Genomic DNA, 16,123 nt, shown 5'->3' on the forward strand with positions numbered 1-16,123 from the left:
GTCCACCAACTCATTGATCTGACGCAACATATTATCCTTAGGCACAATGAGATCGTATAGTGCTGCATAAGGACTTAACGTGAATGAGATTTGAGGTTGAAACATTGGACTTCACGCCTTTCGCTTTAATACTTTCATTATACAGCAAAGAAGGCACTGCTCCCTCAATAGAATTGAGCTACAGTACCTCTTTAGATAACGGGACTTTTTCAGTGGCCTCCAGCTAAAGCGGGGATGGAAGCTTATTTGTTTGCTATATAGCACGTTAAGCGGCGCATGGAAACGGGAAAATGACATTCCCATTTTTGAACTCGCGCCTATAACTACTTGTCAGTTATCCGATTTCCAGTTACATTGGAATGGTGCAGGTAAATTGTTCCATGCTTATTACCAACATTCGGAGGAACCTACATGAACCAATCGCTCATCGGCCGACGCTTGAAACATGATATTGTAAACGATTTTGGAGCCGTTCTGATAGCCGCAGAAACCCAACTTAAACCCGAACATTGGCAAAAGCTGATTCAGCACCGCGTCGAGGTAAGCCCTTACGATCTATACCCGGAAGAGCAAGAAACGCCGGCAACTAGCGAAGCCGCACAGCAAGAAGCGATTGTAGAGCAAGCGACGGAGCGAATCCGGAACATTTTCGAAGAGATCCGCGACAAGCAGATCATACCGGTTCACGATATCCACGAGCACGTCATCCCATCGCTTGAAAGCGCTACCCAAAATTACAGGGATCTGTTCGTGCTGCTGACCAACCTGCAGTCGAAGGACGACTACACCTACCGTCATAATATCGGCGTAGGCGTGCTCTCCGCGCTGCTGGGCAAATGGCTGAACCTTTCCGAGCGGGACCAGTCCCAGCTGATGATAGCCGCTACGTTATACGACGTCGGCAAAATGCTCATTCCCGAGTCGATTCTGAACAAAAAAGGCAAGCTCACCGCCGAAGAGTTCGATCTGCTCAAAACGCACACCGTACGGGGGCACGATCTTATCCGCGCATGTCCCGGCACAACCGAGGAAATGGCTCGCGTCGCCTTGGAGCATCACGAGCGCAATGACGGGAGCGGTTATCCGTACGGCAAAAAAGGCGAAGACACGCATCTTTTCAGCAAAATCGTCGCGGTTGCCGACGTGTTCCATGCGATGATTTCGGACAGGCCTTATCATCACGCGATTCCATTCCACGAAGCGCTGGACCAGCTGCGTAAGGATGCCTTCGGTAAGCTGGATTCAACCGTCGTTTTTGCGCTTTTGAACAATATTATGAAGCAGTTCGTCGGCTCCAAGGTTATTTTGACGGACGGCTCCGAAGCCGAGGTCGTGCTCGTTCATCCGGACGATCCGTTTAATCCGCTGGTCAAAACGATTTCCGCTTTCATCGACTTGAAAAAATTGCCCGATCTGAAAATTTCTCGCGTACTCGGTTTTGCCGCAGGCCTCTAACGGCTGCCGCAAGGCATAATTGCCGGGAAGCTCAAAAGAACATCGAATGGACATACAAAAATTACCTATACAAATACCATTTTCAATTTAATATGATAAAATAGGAGACGTGGTCTATTAGTCCTAGATAAAACTTGACGGATCAGACGATGTCTCTTTTTTTCGTCCTTTTTGCTTGAACAACGAGAACCTTCAGCATTGACTAGATTACCGTATACGCAACTGTTGTGGCTTAACGGAAAAGGAATGAGGTATTATGGATCATACTGAAAAAATGTCGGGAGCCTTCAAAGCAGCCGAAAGTCTGGCAGAATTCGCTGCGGAGATGGCAAGCGGACAGCCGCTTACCTTAATTGACTCAAAGGAATACGCCTCCGATTCTAAAAACGAGCTGTTCAGAAGAACGTTCCAATCCGAGGAGGTTAGTTCCGCCTGCGAAAAAATCGCCCACGAATTTCAATTGACGTTACGCGAATTCGAGCTGCTTTTTCATTTGTCCCTGTACGGCTTCAGCAATAAAGAGCTCGCCAGCGTCCTCGTCATTTCGGAAAAAACGGTAAAAAACCATATCGCCAACGTCCAGCGCAAAACGAACACAAAATCGACCAGAGAGCTGATGTCCCTGGTCATTAATCGAATATAGCGTCCGATGTCCGGTCAGGAGCCGCATTTCCCATTGCGATGAAGCCGCCATGAGGCGCAACCGATTTCCGGGTAGCCTGCCGAGCTTGGCCAAACGTATACCCAACCTTCCCCAGGCCCGTATGCGTCCTTGATCCAGACCCGCTCGTAAACGTTCATTTGTCCGGGCCCGTAGTATTCTTCCAATTCGTCCATCGCCTGCAGGCCTTCCTCCGATACGGAAATCCATTCCCCCGGGACATCGGCGCCATCCCCGCTTAACACGAGCGCCGGGTATGTCCCGATATCGTACAGCCTGCCGCGTACAATGCCGGGAATTACCGTTTTCGTATGAGGGGCCGCTATATGGTGATTCGATTCGCCGGTCAAAAGAGTGCCGTATACGAAAACGTTCATCGTCCGTTTCCTCCATCATCCCGCAAAGATACAAGCTTTCCGGCGTCTTGGACGCCGGCGGTTACCGCAGGTTCAAAGCCGCTCTACGTTATGCTTTCAGGCTTACTAAATTACGCCTGCCTGTTTACGAACGGAGAATCACTTGGTCCCGTCCCGGCCCGACCGAAACGCATCCGATCGGAATGCCGCACCGGCGTTCCACGTAGAGCACGTATTCCCGGGCTTCCTTGGGCAGCTCGTCGAAGCTGCGGATATGCGAAATATCGCAGCGCCAGCCCGGCAGCGTTTCGAAAACCGGCTTAGCCCGCTCCAGCTCTGCGGAAGCCGGGAAATCGGCCGTATTCCGGCCGTTGATTTCATAGTAGCCGCAAACCGGAATTTCATCAAGATAACCGAGCACGTCGATGTTGGTCAGCGCAATTTCCGTAGCTCCCTGCACCTGGCAGCCGTATCGCGTCGCCACCGCATCGAACCAGCCTACGCGCCGAGGCCTTCCCGTTTTTACGCCGTATTCGCCGGCATCGCCGCCGCGCTTGCGCAGCTCCTCGGCCTCCATGCCGTCCAGCTCCGTCACGAATGGCCCGGCGCCTACGCAGCTGGAGTAGGCCTTCGTCACGGCGACGACGCGCCCGATTGACGCGGCGGGAACGCCGGCACCCACGGCACCATAACCCGCGAGCGTCGAGGACGACGTCGTAAACGGGTAGATGCCGTGATCGGGATCGCGCAGCGCGCCGAGCTGGCCCTCCAGCAAGATGTTGGCGCCGCGTTCCATCCCTTCGCGCAATAAAGCAGTCGTGTCGCAAACGAAAGGCGCCAGCTCCTTCGCATCGGCAAGCAGCTGCGGCATAAGCGCTTCCGCATCGATCGCCTCTTCGCCGTAGAGCTCGCGAAGCAGCACGTTCTTGGCCGCAAGCGCCGCTTGCAGTCTTGCCCGCAGTCTGTTTTTTTCGTATAAATCGGCCACCTGCACGCCGATCTTCAGAAATTTATCCGCATAAAACGGGGCGATTCCGCTCTTGGTCGAGCCGAATGCCCGATCGCCAAGCCGCGCCTCCTCCAGCTCATCGAACCGTTTATGGTACGGCAGCACAACCTCCGCTCTGTCCGACACGCGCAGCTGCGGCTCCGGCACGCCGCGTTCCAGCAATCTAGCCCGTTCGCCGAGCAGCTGCCGGATGTCGAGCGCAACCCCCGGCCCGATCACATTAACCGTATGCTGCCGGAAAACGCCTGAAGGCAGCAGGTGCAGCGCAAATTTGCCGAACCCGTTAATAATCGTATGCCCCGCATTGCCGCCTCCCTGGAACCGCACGACGAAATCCGCATCCTCAGCGAGCAGATCCGTCATTTTCCCTTTTCCTTCGTCTCCCCAGTTCGCTCCGACAATCGCCGTTATCGTCACTTCCATACCCCTTTCCGTTCGCAAAATATCGATTACATGTTTATTGTAGCGAATCTCCTTATATAAATAAAATTGATATTTTGAATATCAGGCATTAAAATAACTAATACAAAGAAAGAGAGAAGGTGCTTCGGAATGATCGCCAATATGGATTGGTACCGCGTCTTTTACTTTACCGCCAAAGCCGGGAGTTTATCCAAGGCGGCGGAGCTGTTGTTCATTACGCAGCCTGCGGTCAGCCATTCGATCAAGCAGCTGGAAACCAAGCTGGGGGGCGCCCTCTTCTTCCGCACGTCCAAAGGCGTGAAGCTGACGGCTGAGGGAGAAGTCTTATTCAAATACGTAGAGCAAGCATACCGTTTCGTCGAAACCGCCGAAAAGAAAATCGCCGAAATGCATCTCCTCCTTGCCGGCGAGCTGCGGATCGGCGCAAGCGATACGCTTTGCAAGCATTTTCTGCTGCCTCATTTGTCGGATTTTCATCAAGAATATCCGCAGGTCAACATCCAGGTAACGAACCGGACGACCCGGGAAACGGTCGCCTTGCTGAAGGAAGGCCAAATCGATCTGGGGATCGTCAACCTGCCGCTGCCTTCGAGAGACGATCAGCTGAACGTACAGGAAAGCATACCGCTTCAGGACGGCTTCGTTGCCGGCGAACGGTACAAGCATCTTGCAGACAACCCTCTCCCGCTCGGGCAATTCCGCGAGCTGCCGCTCATTATGCTTGAGCAAAATAGCGCTTCGCGCCAATATGTCGACCGCTTTTTTCTGGAGCATGGGATCTTGCTGCGGCCCGAAATCGAGCTGGGCAGCGTCGACCTGCTGATCGATTTTGCCCGAAGCGGCTTTGGCATCGCGTGTATTATCGACAACTTTATCGACACCCCTGCAAGCGGCGGCTCCGCGCTATACCGCATCGTTCCCGAGCAGCCCATTCCCTCCCGCAAGATCGGATTGATTACGCTCAAGGACGTCCCGCTTTCGCCGGCCGCCAAACAGCTGATCGCCCTCCTGCCTGGAGGATAGGGCCATTGCTCGCATGCAGCTTTTGCACAGAAACGCAAGAATAAACATCTATACCCCGTCGGATCATAGGCTAAGATGGAAATTCAGCTCAGCGATCGCGTATTTTCGTAAACGTACATAAAAAAAGAAGCAGGGGATAGGAATCCTCTGCTTCTAAGTCGCCGTATTCGACATGACATCCCGCGTTTTCACGATGATCTTGCGGATGCTGTCCTCCGATAGATGGTAGCTCTGGATCAATTCCAAAATCGTCCAGCCGCTTTTGTACAACCGGTATATTTCTTTGTTCCGCCGCTCGATAATAAGTCTCGTTCCGTTATTTTCTCCCCAGCCCGCGCGTTTTTGTTCTCTCTTGGGGATATATACGATTTCTCCCTGAATGTACTCCTGAAGCTGCTTAAGCAGGCTAGGGGGAAGAATATCCTTTCCGTTTTTGTAGCTCACTGCGAACTACCTCCTCGATTAATGTGCTTTGTTTGATAGCTTCGTTAAATGCAACTCCTGCAGTTCCTGCGAAATTCAACTCTTTCATGCTAAGCCTCTCCTTTCTGGTGGATTATTTTTTGGATTGAAAAGACAAAAAAAACACGATAACCAGAATCGTGCCTGTGCGTACTGCATATGCGGTCAGGTGACGGTTACTTCGACATGCGCGGTTATTCAGTTAACACCCCAATAGGAAATGCACGCTCAAATGTTACCACTGCAATCACTCCTTTCACCTGGATTTAAATTCTTTGTTTAGGGAAACGTTCCCATTATATAACATAAATGGTGCATTCGCAAGTTTTATTTCCTTATGTACTCGCAAAAGCCCGGAATTGTTATGTATCGCAATGTCTCCGATGAAGCGAAATATTATCGAGGGAGGCCCGAGAGCCCCCCTCGCCAGAACGTCTCTTCGCTGTTAAGCGAAGATCACCTCAGCTGTTGTAATCAAATCGACCACTCCTTTCTCTATCCAACCCCGGGCGCTGTTCCCGAAGCCGGACAATGGGATATGCCGGCATCTATATTAACGCATTAATGCAACCATCCTATCAAGGGAGAGAACGTTTATACTCGTTTTCTCCCGGTTACGTGCAGCCCGTTCTTGACTCGGCGCCGTCCATGCTGGAGTCTTCTGGGCTTGCAAGCGGCATCGTTATTTCGACGCACGTCCCCCGGTCCACTTCGCTTTCGACTTTGATTGTGCCTTGATGCTCCTTAATAATTTTATAGCAGATCATCAAGCCGAGACCGGTCCCTTTTTCCTTCAGACTGTAAAAAGGCTCGCCGAGATGGGGGATCCTTTCTAGCGGGATGCCGCAGCCTTGGTCGGTAAACCGGACGGAGACCGTACCCGGCTGAATCCGTTTCAGATCGATTTCGATCCGGCCGCCCAGCGGCATCGCTTCTATAGCATTTTTCAATATGTTGATAAAAACTTGCTTGAGCTGGTTTCCGTCGCCGTCGACGATGGGCAAATCTTCTTCCGATTCCATCATCATTTGCACATTGTTCATGGTTGCGTACGGGTAAAGAAAGGTCGAAACTTGATCGATCAGCGTCTTCAAATCTTGGCGCAAAAATCTTACCGCTTGCGGCTTCGCTACGGTCATAAACTGGCTGGTGATCCATTCCATCTGCTCGATTTCGTTCCGCATAGTGTTTACATACAGCCTGTTTTTATCGTTCAGCTGAGGCTCCAGCAAGCTAAGGAAGCCTTTAAGCGTAGTAAGAGGATTTCGTATTTCATGGGCGATTCCTGCCGCCAGCTGGCCGACGACGGCAAGCTTCTCGGATTTGCGCAGCAGCTCTTCCGTGTGCTTAAGCTCCGTAATATCACGCCCGATGACTACAAGCCCTTTGGGTGTTCCGTCCTCATGATAAATCGGAATTTTGATAATATCGCAAATCATGTCCCTGGCGTTCTGCCGCGCGATGCGTTCTTGAATTCTGACCATACCGCCTTTATCCCATACCATGCGGTCGGAAACGATGCAATTCAGCAGAGTCTCCCGGTACAGTCCGTTCGTTTCTGCAAGTTCGCCGTCCGTTCTCCCTTGATAATAGGCGCTCTCCAACTCGAAGGTCAGCAGCGCGGTATGATTCGCTTCCATCCATCTTCCCTGATTGTCCTTGAACACGACGATATCGGGCAAGGCGTCAATCAAGGTTCTTAGCCGCTTCTCGCTCTCGACAAGCGCTTCGCTCATTCGCTTGCGTTCCGTGATGTCTTTGGATATAAGCACGAAAACCGCGGGATTGCCTTTGCTGTCAAAGATCGGCGAAGCGAAATTGCTGACATGGATCTGACTGCCGTCCTTCCGCTGCCTGACGGTTTCATAAGCGGTAACGCGCCGCATCTTGAGCAGTTCGGCGTGAATATCCGCGATCTCCCGTTTCTGATTGTCGGGAACGGTCGGCAGCGCCTTGCCGAGCACCTCATGCTCCGTCCAGCCGTAAATCGTTTCGAACGATTTATTCGTTTTGACGACCCGAAGATTGGAATCGACGACAATGACGGCATCTTCGGTGTTCTGCAAATAAAACTCGAGCTGCTCCTTGGTCGATTTCAAGTCCTCGTATATCATCTCGTTGTACGTAACGTCCCGCACGGTTTCAAATATACCGACAATCTCGTTATCCACTATCATCGGGAAGCTTTTGATGACCACATCGAGCTCATATCCTTGCTTATGCCGAAAGGCCGATTCATATTCATGCTGCATGCCTCTTGCCGCATAGGCAAAAGCCCGCAACCGTTTATTTTCGTGCTTCAGGCTAAGCAGGCTTTGCAGCCTCTCGTCTCTTAATTCATTGACGTCATAGCCGAGCATTCGGGCAGCCGCCGGATTAGCCTCGATAAGCCGCCCATTGACGTCATAGGAAAATATGGCGTCCGGATGATGGTCGAACAGCGACTTGTACATGTTATCTTGTTCAGGAGCTTTCGGTTTTGAAGCAGATTCGCTTTCGGCGGGCTGCGCCTGTTTCGAGGGGAGACGGTGAAGCACGGGCAGATCCTTGAAACGTCCGATATCCGGCGGCAGGACATGCATGACGGAGCCGATCGGCAGTCCTCCGTAATAATAGGGCAGCAGCTCGAAACGATTCGCGTCGAAATCCACGCTCACCGAAGATGGCAAAGATTGCTGGTTGTGAAGAGGGTTCTGGAACCGTTTGCCTTCCACGACTAACCCTTCCTCTATCAGCTGCGGGGACGCTTTGATGACGCGCCCTCCGCGGTCCAATACCGCCAAAGGAAAGGGCGTTTTTCTCGATAATTCCGTAAAATGATGAAGCAGCCGATAACGGTCGACCGTTAATTGAGAGCGAAGCATATGCTCGATGTCATGGGCCGTCGATATGACGGCATGCAGCATTTTCGGATGAATGGACGTCCAGAAGCAGGAAAGATTGACGATTCCCAGCGTTTTCCCTGTCGCAGGATCTCGTACGGGAGCGGCGGCGCAAGACCAAGACTGGATATCGTGGCAAAAATGCTCGCTCGCATACACTTGAACGGGCGAACGAGTGGCCAAAGACGTACCGATCGCATTCGTTCCCGCGCTGCCTTCGCTCCAATCGGAGCCAAGCGCTAGGTTAATATCGTCCGCTTTTAATAATAAGGACAATTCGCCGTCCATATGGACCAGCTCGCCCTCCGAATTGCAATACGTCATTAAATAACCCGTGTTGCTGGCAACTTCCTTTAATTTTTTGAGAATCGGCTTTACCATTCGGAAAAAGGGGTCGGTCGTTACATAATCCTGAATTTCATCGATCGATAAATTCATGGAGGCCTTGCCGTAGAACGGATTTACGCCTTTATCAAGACAGCGCTTCCAAGAATCGTGCAAGGAGGATCTGATGTTAAGCTGCGTCCGGCTCCCGGTCACGAACTTCTCCCATTCGCGTTCAAGGTTCGCACGGTCCGCTTTTAGAGGTACATAATTACGGAGGAATTCATTCTTTTCCATAATAAACCCCTCTCTCTATTTTTATCTATTTTTATATTCTATAGAATGCAGATTTATTTTACCATACGAAATGCCAATACGAGAAGATAACGCTTTGGTTGCCTGTTACAGCGAGCTTTATTATCGGCTGCAAATAAAAAAGCATTGCGTTCCCTCAAAAGAACTGCAATGCTTGACCTCTATGTGGTTATCGTCACTTCTCTATTAGAAAATTCATAAATTCGTTAGCGAAAATAGTACCATTTGCTTTTACTTCGCAAGCATCGTTTCGCAAAACTGTTCCTTCCAAGGCGACAGCGCGGGAACGCCTTCGAGAAGAGCTTCAGCCCGCTGTATATACAGCGATCGAATCACATTCGCATATTCGATGCAGCCGGATTCCCGGATATAAGCGGCAACCGCCTCCGTATCCGCCAAAAACTCCTCCTCCGATAATCGTCCCTCATAGTAGTCGGCGATGGAAGGGAACTCTTCCCGGCTGTGCTTGAGCAAAAAGAAGACGGGCAGCGTCCGCTTTTTGCGGCGGACATCGCTTTTGTCGTCGAAGCGCACGACGTCGCGCGCGTCATTGCGGATTTGCGAGGCAATTCCGATGCAGCAAGCCACTTCGTCCATCAGCTTGGCTGTCGGCGCATCCGTGCAGCCGGTCGAAGCGTATCCCATATAGCTGGCGAAACGAAGGAGCCCTCCGGCTTTCTCCGTTACCATGTCGATATAAGCCTGCTCGCTGTTCACCGAGCCGTTCACGTCGCTGTGCTGCCCGTTTACCGACTCGGCGATGAGCCGGCAAACGTCGGCATAGGGCATGCCCGCTTCGTTCTCCTGCGGCAGCAGACGCCCGAGCTCCGCCAAGGCGCCGACGAGAAAAGCGAGAACCGCATTCCACGCATAATCCGGCGGGCAAAGCATCCAGCTTTTGCCCGTATTGTCCCGGTCCTGCAAATCGTCCGCAATGTCGGCAGCCAGGGCGATCATTTCCGTCAATGCGCCGATCCGGTTTATAGAAGGGGAATTTCCGCCCAGCATCCGATGAACGAGCAGCGTGATGTCGGACCAAGTAGAACGTTCGCCCGCTTTATCTGCGGCAAATTTCTTCAGCCATTCGCGCAAATCGCCCTGCTTGAAATAGGTGTCGATAACCGCTTCTACTTCGGACCGAACTTGCTCCCTCATCCTTATTCCCTCCAGGCCGATTCGGCTCCCGCTTTGCTTTGCACGAATTTCTCGATGGCTTGCGCTTTCGATTTGACGCCGAGCTTCTCATATATTTTTTTGAGGTAATTGTCCACGGAACGTTTGCTCATATGAATCTTCGTCGCGATCTGTTCGTGCGTATCGCCGCCGATAATCAAGTTCATGATCGTCAGCTCTTCAGCCGTCAGCAGCGTTTCTCCCGCTGCACGGGGATTAAACATTCGCATTTGCTGAAACATCGAGATCGGAATGGCCGTCTGCCCGTCCAGCAAGCACCGGAATGCATTGAGGATCGTCGTTTCACCGGATTCTTTGGAAATAATGCCGCTTACCTTCAGCTCCAGAAAAGAGTTGACCAAATCACCGATGTCTTTTCCCGTGAATATGACTACATGTATGTTCGGAAACCGCGATTTGATCGCTTCCGTTACGTACGTCCCCGGGTGATCGGGAAGCTGGTAATCCAGGAAAACGATATCCGGCTGACTGTTCTCCAAAAATTCGAGGCATGCTTGCCCGGTTCCCGCCATTCCGACAACTTCCACGCGTTCGATTTGTTCAAGCAGCTGCTTGGTTGCCTGCGCTACTAAAGGATGATCGTCAACTACAAGCACTTTGACACTTTCACTCATGCCGTTAACCCTCCATCTATGCCTTTCATCGGCAGCGTTATGGTGTATTTGACGCCCCTTCCGACTCCCGTATCCAGCTCGAAAAGACCGTTAAGATAAAGCACGCGGCTTCTCAACTGCTCCATACCGATGCCGGAACCGCCGATGTCCCTCCTGACGACTCGCTCGGTGTCGAAGCCGACTCCGTCGTCTTCGTACATTAAGCAAAAACCCCCTTCCACCTTAGTCAGCCTGATGCTGACATTTGATGCCTGCGAATGCTTCTTTGCATTGTTGATAAGCTCCTGGACCATACGGAATACGTGGCGTTTCGTCTCCATATCCCTTAATTCGATCTCCTCCGCCCCATCCGCATCGAATTCAAGCTCGAACGAACAAAGCAGCGCTTCCTGGTCGACAACCTTATGGATCGTACGGATCAAGCCGACTTCCTGAAGCAGGTGCGGATGCAGCTCGAAGCAGCTCTGCCGCAAGTTCGTATTGATAATCTCGACGTATTCGATCAGCCCGTTCATCTGCTCCGTATCCTCCTTCGATAGCGCATATCGGCTCATAACCGACGCAATCCGCCTTTTCAGGAAAAATAAATCCTGCATGGTCGTATCGTGCAAATCATTGGCGATGCGTGTACGTTCCTTCTCCTGAAGCTCGAACATCAGCTTGCGGAACCAAACGATCTCGTTAGACGATTGCTCGCTTGGCATATTCGCCGCCAACTCCTGCATGCGGACCGTTAGCTTGCGGATCAGATGAAGATTCTCCAAACTGACGGCCAAATAAGAAATGATCAAATTCAGCCACTGAATTTCTTCCATGCCCAGCATTGTGCTTGTCTTCTTCTTGGTCATGATCAGAAAGCTCGTATATTCCTCGTGACGGTTTATTTCGAAGCACGTAAAGCCCGGGTGATCGAGCTTCTCCGAAGCGATGAGTTTTTCCACCTCCTCCAAATCGATTTCGCCGGCGCTGATCAACTCGATGTTGTCTTTATATTTGAAGGCGATAACGCCGCCGTAAACCTGCAAAATGCCGACAAGGTCGACAAGCACGATATCCTTCAAATCGCGAAAGCTGGAGATGGAGCCGAGTGTTTTCGATATTTTTTTCAAAGCCAGGTTCAAATGATGCTTTCGCGGAAAAACGGCAGGCTCCAGCTTCGTTGTAAAATATTCGAGCCCATATAACACAGCGGACATAATGGAGACGATGAAAATGTAGAGCAGCAGCAAACGCTCGATTGAGGATTCAACCGGGAAGCTCAGCGCGACTAAACCGACTACTAGTGCACCCGGAATGACAGAAATAATAGTCGTCAGCATCATACGGCGCATAACGGTATCGATATCGTACATTTGCTTGGTCATGATTAAATACGCGAAAGAAACTGGGAAAAATAAAATAAACCAACTTGTATATTGTGACGGCATCCACGATTGTCCGGTTAACAAGATGGGGACAAAGGAAAAGAACGTTATAGGAAAAAATGAAATAAGTAAGGAAAACCAAACGATTTTTATGAGCTTTGACGCAAACGTTTTCTCTTTCCAATGTTTTATTGTGAAGGTAGTCAGTATATATAGAACAAATATAAACACCACAATAAAATAAAAAATATCTACATTAGAAGAAACTTGGTAAACCGTATAGGCAATCTCGTTTACATAGAATGAACCCGCACGAACCAGGGCACCTATTAAAGGAATACCGTATAAAAATATGAGAAAACGACTTGATAACTCAACATTGCCTTTTTCTCTAAAGAAAACGATTAAAAAGTGCAAAAACACAGTTGGAACAAGCGCTACCGTACTGGCGATGACCAATTTCCCCAGCACGTCGCCTCTAATAGAAGCGCCATGACTCATAAAGGCAAGAGCACCGTCAAGAAATACCAATCCTAAATAACGGGCCGACTTGGAATGACCCTGTTTGAGAAAGAGTAACGCAGCAAGAGAAAAGCATATGAACTCAGCTGTTATAGGCAATATATCCATATAATTCGCTTGCGGAGATTTATTCGTAGAAACTAAAATATGCTCTCCGTTCCGTTCAATCTCGATAGTGTATGCTTGTTCAATATACCGCCATTTTAGGACTGACGAATGCTGGTCCGGATCCTTACCGTTGATCTTGTAAACAATATCGCCAATCTGAATATTTAATTCATTTGCCTTACTAGCTTTGTCAAAACCATCAACAACCCAAGTACTGTTCTCGCCGGTTTTTACGACAATACCAAGATAAGGATATTTAAACGTAATATATGCAAACCAAATCTGCGCGAAAACGCATACAGCTAGTATATATACGAAAATTTTCTTTCCTTTCATAAAATCACTCCTTTTCTATTAATTCATTTGATATAATCAAATTGTTAAAAATTGTCGAAGGAGGTCGTATAACATGCAAGCTATAGTCTGGTCGCCAAATTTAAGCGATGTTATTAAGAATCTCAAGCAATCCGAAAGATTTGTCGCTTCCGCTTTCGAGCAAAAAGAACTTTCTCAAGGGGAACAAAAAGCAATTCGTAAGACCTTCTCTTCCGATTCTAAAAAGGTGGAAGCTGCAGCAGAGTGGTACTAAGCGGCATAATTCAATATTTTACCAAACAAAAACGAGATTGTATATTGGGCGCTGCCTATTATACAGTCTCGTTTTTCATGTTTCGAGCAGGCTTTTGCGCAAAAACACCAAGTTTTTTACGGTTGTGCGCATCCGTTTTGTGCTGATATTGGGACAAATTACCTGTAAACTATTAATTATAAATCTGCTAGAAACGGATGACGAGCCTATGGACAGTAAACAATTTAACAAATGTTTCGATCAAGCCTTCCGCGATGTATTAACGCGGCAAACCGCGCAAATCGAGTTACCGCCCGAATCCGTTATTCAAGCTTCATGGTCCGTTGTCAGCAAACGGCTGGAGCAAGAAAGGCAGCTGAAGTTACAACAAAATGTGTGGACGCAAGGAGAATTGTTCAATGCAAGTATTAAGCAATGAAGCACTCATTCATGTCTACAACCAGGCTGTAGAACAAAAATTGGACGCAGACTTCATCCATTTGCTCCAGGAAGAGATGAGAAAGCGTCAGCTTGACTTCCGCAGTGGCGGAATCCCCAACCAGCGCTCATAATAAGGACGACTGCATGCATGCAGCCGTCTTTTCTTTTGTTATTTTCGAATGCGCTTACACGAAACGGCCGGATATGCCGCGGTGTATTCTGACAATCAGCGAAACAATATCGGTAGAATACTATGTACGATGTCATTCTGTCAATGCACTTTGATGAAGATTGCTGTCCGAATATGCAGAGGAAAGGCGGGAATCGTCGCGGTTTCCCGGGAGTGTCTATAGCTTGAAGTTTCATATGGGCAGGATTACCGTATATGTACTCGCACGGCGGCTGCATATAATCGGGACATTGAGGATATATCCTCCATCCTAATTCCGCAGCGGCCGGGAGATAGGAAGACCGACTGGAGAGACGCTCTTCTGATTGCTCAACATCTTCAGGAAGGCGATAACGTCAAGTTCGGGGTGAGACGCAGTTTATTACTCTCAATGCTAAAGCAAACTGTTCCAATTTCTTTTTCCGTAAAGAATGCGGATAATCGTGACCGTTTTCTCCTTCTCCGAGACTGTGTAAAAAACGATGTACGAATCCACAAGCAAGCCTCGAATACCTTGCCGTGCCAATCGTTCATCACGAACCAAGCTGCTACGGATTTTTTGATTTTGTACGCATACAAAATCAAAAGCTCCACCCCCGCGGCAAAGCCGCAAGAATGGAGCTTATCGAAGAAAAACTTGCCGGAATCTGCGGGTACCGGCATGTTAGCCTATGCTTCGATTATTTCACTTCGATCGATTTGACGAGGTTGCCTTCGCCCTTCAATTCAACGTTCTGGTTGACGTTGATTTGCGCGCCTGTCGGCTTAACGACTGCATCGGGAGCAACCGGATAAGTCAACTGCGTAGTAGCTCCGTTAATTACTTGATTAAGCGTGATTTGAACGATTTTTCCGTTGCTGCTCACTTGCTTATCATAAACGGTGCCTGTAACCGTAAATGCGTTAGTCGAAGGCGTATCCGTAGCCGACTTCGTCACTTCGACGAAAATCGCTACATTATTGAAGGAACGGATTTTCACTTCGTCGCCGACCTTCAGGTCCGTTGCGTTGATACGAGTTCCATTGCGGTAAATGAACGCGCCTGGATCGACGTTTACGTTAACCGTTTGACCGTTTTTCAGGATCGACAGTACACCATTGTTGAACGCTGCGCTTACTGTGCCGGAAACGGCAGCTTGATCGCTCATTTGATCGCCTGTGCGGTCAAGAAGAGCGGCCAGTTCGGCGCGGGACACTGTGCGGTCAGGACGGAACGTGTTGTCTTCGTAGCCGTTGATCAAACCTTTTTCTACCGCAACCGCAACATAACCTACTGCGCCGGCCGGGATTTTGTCGGCATCCTTAAACGTCAGCTTCGTATTCATTTTGGCTTTCGCTTCGCCGTCGAGCTTAAGCGCTTTAACCAGCAGCATCGTTGCCCAGAGGCGGTCCGCCGATTTCTCAGGTTGAACGGAAGTATCCGTTTCGAGGAACAGATCGTTTTCCAATGCAACAGCTACATAACCGACAGCCCACGGATACTTGCTTGTGATTTTCTCCGCGTCCTTGAAGTTGAGCTGCTTCGCCATTTCCGCTTGCGACTCGGCTTTATCGCGAAGTCCCATCAGACGAACGGCAGCCGTAATGGCTTCGATGCGTGTAATCGCTTTACGCGGTTGGAACGTTCCATCCTCGTAGCCTTCGAATACGCGCTTGGATGCGAGGCTTGCGATATTTTTGATCGCCCACTCGACGTCACCGCCGCGAACGTCGTCAAAATCGAGAATGATTTGGACGTTATTATTGCCGTTTTGAACGTAATTGTTCGAACCGCCATTGTTATTGTTATTATTATTTTTATTGTTTTTGACGATCGACGGACGGTTTTTCCAATCGTCCTTATCCTTGTCATTGCCTTTACCTTTGCCGTCGGCAAATGCGGAAGCGGATCCGCCCAGCACCATCGCAGCGGCTAAACTCGAAATCGTCAGCTTTTTTACCACGTTGAACTTGTTCATGTTACACGCTCCTTGGAATTTTTCGAAATAGTCTGGATGTATGTTCCATTCGAATCCGGCGGCCATGACGGTTCGTAGGAATGGAGGGAACTGAACTCTCTTCGCGAAGGAGGTTCCGGTTGCCCGGTTATGCTACAAGGTTTCGCCGCCTGTTTTTTGTTTGGGGGGGTACGCGACAAAATGCAACCGGATACCGTCGCCGTCAACCTGCTGAAGCCTTTGCGGGACTAGGACTTTCTCATTATCCGCGAAAAATGGTAGACTAGTGGAGGAGT

The 16,123-nt window shown here is 49.7% G+C and carries 14 protein-coding genes; 5 read left to right on the forward strand and 9 right to left on the reverse strand.

Features of this window, described 5'->3' with window-relative positions:
• The first annotated feature begins 411 nt into the window (after window positions 1-411).
• Window positions 412-1,455, forward strand: coding sequence for an HD-GYP domain-containing protein (locus DQG23_RS29490; protein WP_113034642.1), 1,044 nt, complete (start codon window positions 412-414; stop codon window positions 1,453-1,455).
• 256 nt (window positions 1,456-1,711) lie between these two features.
• The gene (locus DQG23_RS29495; protein WP_113034643.1) at window positions 1,712-2,098 is read left to right on the forward strand and encodes a helix-turn-helix domain-containing protein; all 387 of its coding nucleotides are present in this window, start codon (window positions 1,712-1,714) and stop codon (window positions 2,096-2,098) included.
• Between the two features lie 14 nt (window positions 2,099-2,112).
• On the opposite strand, the gene DQG23_RS29500 is transcribed toward DQG23_RS29495, so the two are convergent.
• Window positions 2,113-2,493, reverse strand: a complete 381-nt coding sequence (locus tag DQG23_RS29500) for a gamma-glutamylcyclotransferase family protein (RefSeq protein ID WP_113034644.1) — start codon at window positions 2,491-2,493, stop codon at window positions 2,113-2,115.
• Between the two features lie 124 nt (window positions 2,494-2,617).
• On the reverse strand, window positions 2,618-3,898 hold the full coding sequence (locus DQG23_RS29505) for an adenylosuccinate synthase (protein WP_113034645.1): 1,281 nt from the start codon (window positions 3,896-3,898) through the stop codon (window positions 2,618-2,620).
• A gap of 135 nt (window positions 3,899-4,033) precedes the next feature.
• On the opposite strand from DQG23_RS29505, the gene DQG23_RS29510 reads away from it, so the two are divergent.
• Window positions 4,034-4,927 (forward strand): LysR family transcriptional regulator, encoded by an 894-nt coding sequence (locus DQG23_RS29510; RefSeq protein WP_113034646.1) that lies wholly within the window; start codon window positions 4,034-4,036, stop codon window positions 4,925-4,927.
• Between the two features lie 153 nt (window positions 4,928-5,080).
• Here DQG23_RS29510 and DQG23_RS29515 read toward each other — a convergent pair whose 3' ends face one another.
• The 5 genes from DQG23_RS29515 to DQG23_RS42320 form a co-directional block, all read right to left on the reverse strand.
• Entirely contained in the window at window positions 5,081-5,371 is a 291-nt protein-coding gene (locus DQG23_RS29515) for a CD3324 family protein (RefSeq protein WP_113034647.1), read from the reverse strand.
• A 632-nt stretch (window positions 5,372-6,003) separates the two neighbouring features.
• Window positions 6,004-8,892, reverse strand: a complete 2,889-nt coding sequence (locus DQG23_RS29520; RefSeq protein WP_113034648.1) for a PAS domain S-box protein — start codon at window positions 8,890-8,892, stop codon at window positions 6,004-6,006.
• 249 nt (window positions 8,893-9,141) lie between these two features.
• Window positions 9,142-10,065, reverse strand: a complete 924-nt coding sequence (locus DQG23_RS29525) for a polyprenyl synthetase family protein (protein WP_113034649.1) — start codon at window positions 10,063-10,065, stop codon at window positions 9,142-9,144.
• 2 nt (window positions 10,066-10,067) lie between these two features.
• The gene (locus tag DQG23_RS29530; RefSeq protein WP_113034650.1) at window positions 10,068-10,718 is read right to left on the reverse strand and encodes a response regulator transcription factor; all 651 of its coding nucleotides are present in this window, start codon (window positions 10,716-10,718) and stop codon (window positions 10,068-10,070) included.
• Window positions 10,715-12,082, reverse strand: a complete 1,368-nt coding sequence (locus DQG23_RS42320; protein ID WP_158560755.1) for a sensor histidine kinase — start codon at window positions 12,080-12,082, stop codon at window positions 10,715-10,717. Before DQG23_RS42320 ends, DQG23_RS29530 begins: the two co-directional genes overlap by 4 nt.
• A gap of 1,039 nt (window positions 12,083-13,121) precedes the next feature.
• On the opposite strand from DQG23_RS42320, the gene DQG23_RS29540 reads away from it, so the two are divergent.
• Window positions 13,122-13,301 carry a hypothetical protein gene (locus tag DQG23_RS29540; RefSeq protein WP_113034652.1) on the forward strand — a complete coding sequence of 60 codons (180 nt, stop codon included), beginning with the start codon at window positions 13,122-13,124 and terminating at the stop codon, window positions 13,299-13,301.
• A gap of 398 nt (window positions 13,302-13,699) precedes the next feature.
• Window positions 13,700-13,852, forward strand: coding sequence for a sporulation histidine kinase inhibitor Sda (locus DQG23_RS29545; RefSeq protein WP_113034653.1), 153 nt, complete (start codon window positions 13,700-13,702; stop codon window positions 13,850-13,852).
• A gap of 432 nt (window positions 13,853-14,284) precedes the next feature.
• On the opposite strand, the gene DQG23_RS43850 is transcribed toward DQG23_RS29545, so the two are convergent.
• Window positions 14,285-14,503 (reverse strand): type II toxin-antitoxin system RelE/ParE family toxin, encoded by a 219-nt coding sequence (locus DQG23_RS43850; RefSeq protein ID WP_113034654.1) that lies wholly within the window; start codon window positions 14,501-14,503, stop codon window positions 14,285-14,287.
• Between the two features lie 67 nt (window positions 14,504-14,570).
• The gene (locus DQG23_RS29555; protein ID WP_113034655.1) at window positions 14,571-15,848 is read right to left on the reverse strand and encodes an S-layer homology domain-containing protein; all 1,278 of its coding nucleotides are present in this window, start codon (window positions 15,846-15,848) and stop codon (window positions 14,571-14,573) included.
• Between the last annotated feature and the right edge of the window lie 275 nt (window positions 15,849-16,123).

Source organism: Paenibacillus contaminans (assembly GCF_003285015.1).
GTDB lineage: Bacteria > Bacillota > Bacilli > Paenibacillales > NBRC-103111 > Paenibacillus_V > Paenibacillus_V contaminans.

Excerpts from the sequence above, each read along its gene's own strand:
- DQG23_RS29500 (WP_113034644.1), bottom strand. The coding sequence starts at position 2,493 with ATGAACGTTTTCGTATACGGCACTCTTTTGACCGGCGAATCGAATCAC.
- DQG23_RS42320 (WP_158560755.1), bottom strand. The coding sequence starts at position 12,082 with ATGACCAAGCAAATGTACGATATCGATACCGTTATGCGCCGTATGATG.
- DQG23_RS29510 (WP_113034646.1), top strand. The coding sequence starts at position 4,034 with ATGATCGCCAATATGGATTGGTACCGCGTCTTTTACTTTACCGCCAAA.
- DQG23_RS29525 (WP_113034649.1), bottom strand. The coding sequence starts at position 10,065 with ATGAGGGAGCAAGTTCGGTCCGAAGTAGAAGCGGTTATCGACACCTAT.
- DQG23_RS29490 (WP_113034642.1), top strand. The coding sequence starts at position 412 with ATGAACCAATCGCTCATCGGCCGACGCTTGAAACATGATATTGTAAAC.
- DQG23_RS29495 (WP_113034643.1), top strand. The coding sequence starts at position 1,712 with ATGGATCATACTGAAAAAATGTCGGGAGCCTTCAAAGCAGCCGAAAGT.
- DQG23_RS29545 (WP_113034653.1), top strand. The coding sequence starts at position 13,700 with ATGCAAGTATTAAGCAATGAAGCACTCATTCATGTCTACAACCAGGCT.
- DQG23_RS29530 (WP_113034650.1), bottom strand. The coding sequence starts at position 10,718 with ATGAGTGAAAGTGTCAAAGTGCTTGTAGTTGACGATCATCCTTTAGTA.
- DQG23_RS29520 (WP_113034648.1), bottom strand. The coding sequence starts at position 8,892 with ATGGAAAAGAATGAATTCCTCCGTAATTATGTACCTCTAAAAGCGGAC.
- DQG23_RS29555 (WP_113034655.1), bottom strand. The coding sequence starts at position 15,848 with ATGAACAAGTTCAACGTGGTAAAAAAGCTGACGATTTCGAGTTTAGCC.
- DQG23_RS29540 (WP_113034652.1), top strand. The coding sequence starts at position 13,122 with ATGCAAGCTATAGTCTGGTCGCCAAATTTAAGCGATGTTATTAAGAAT.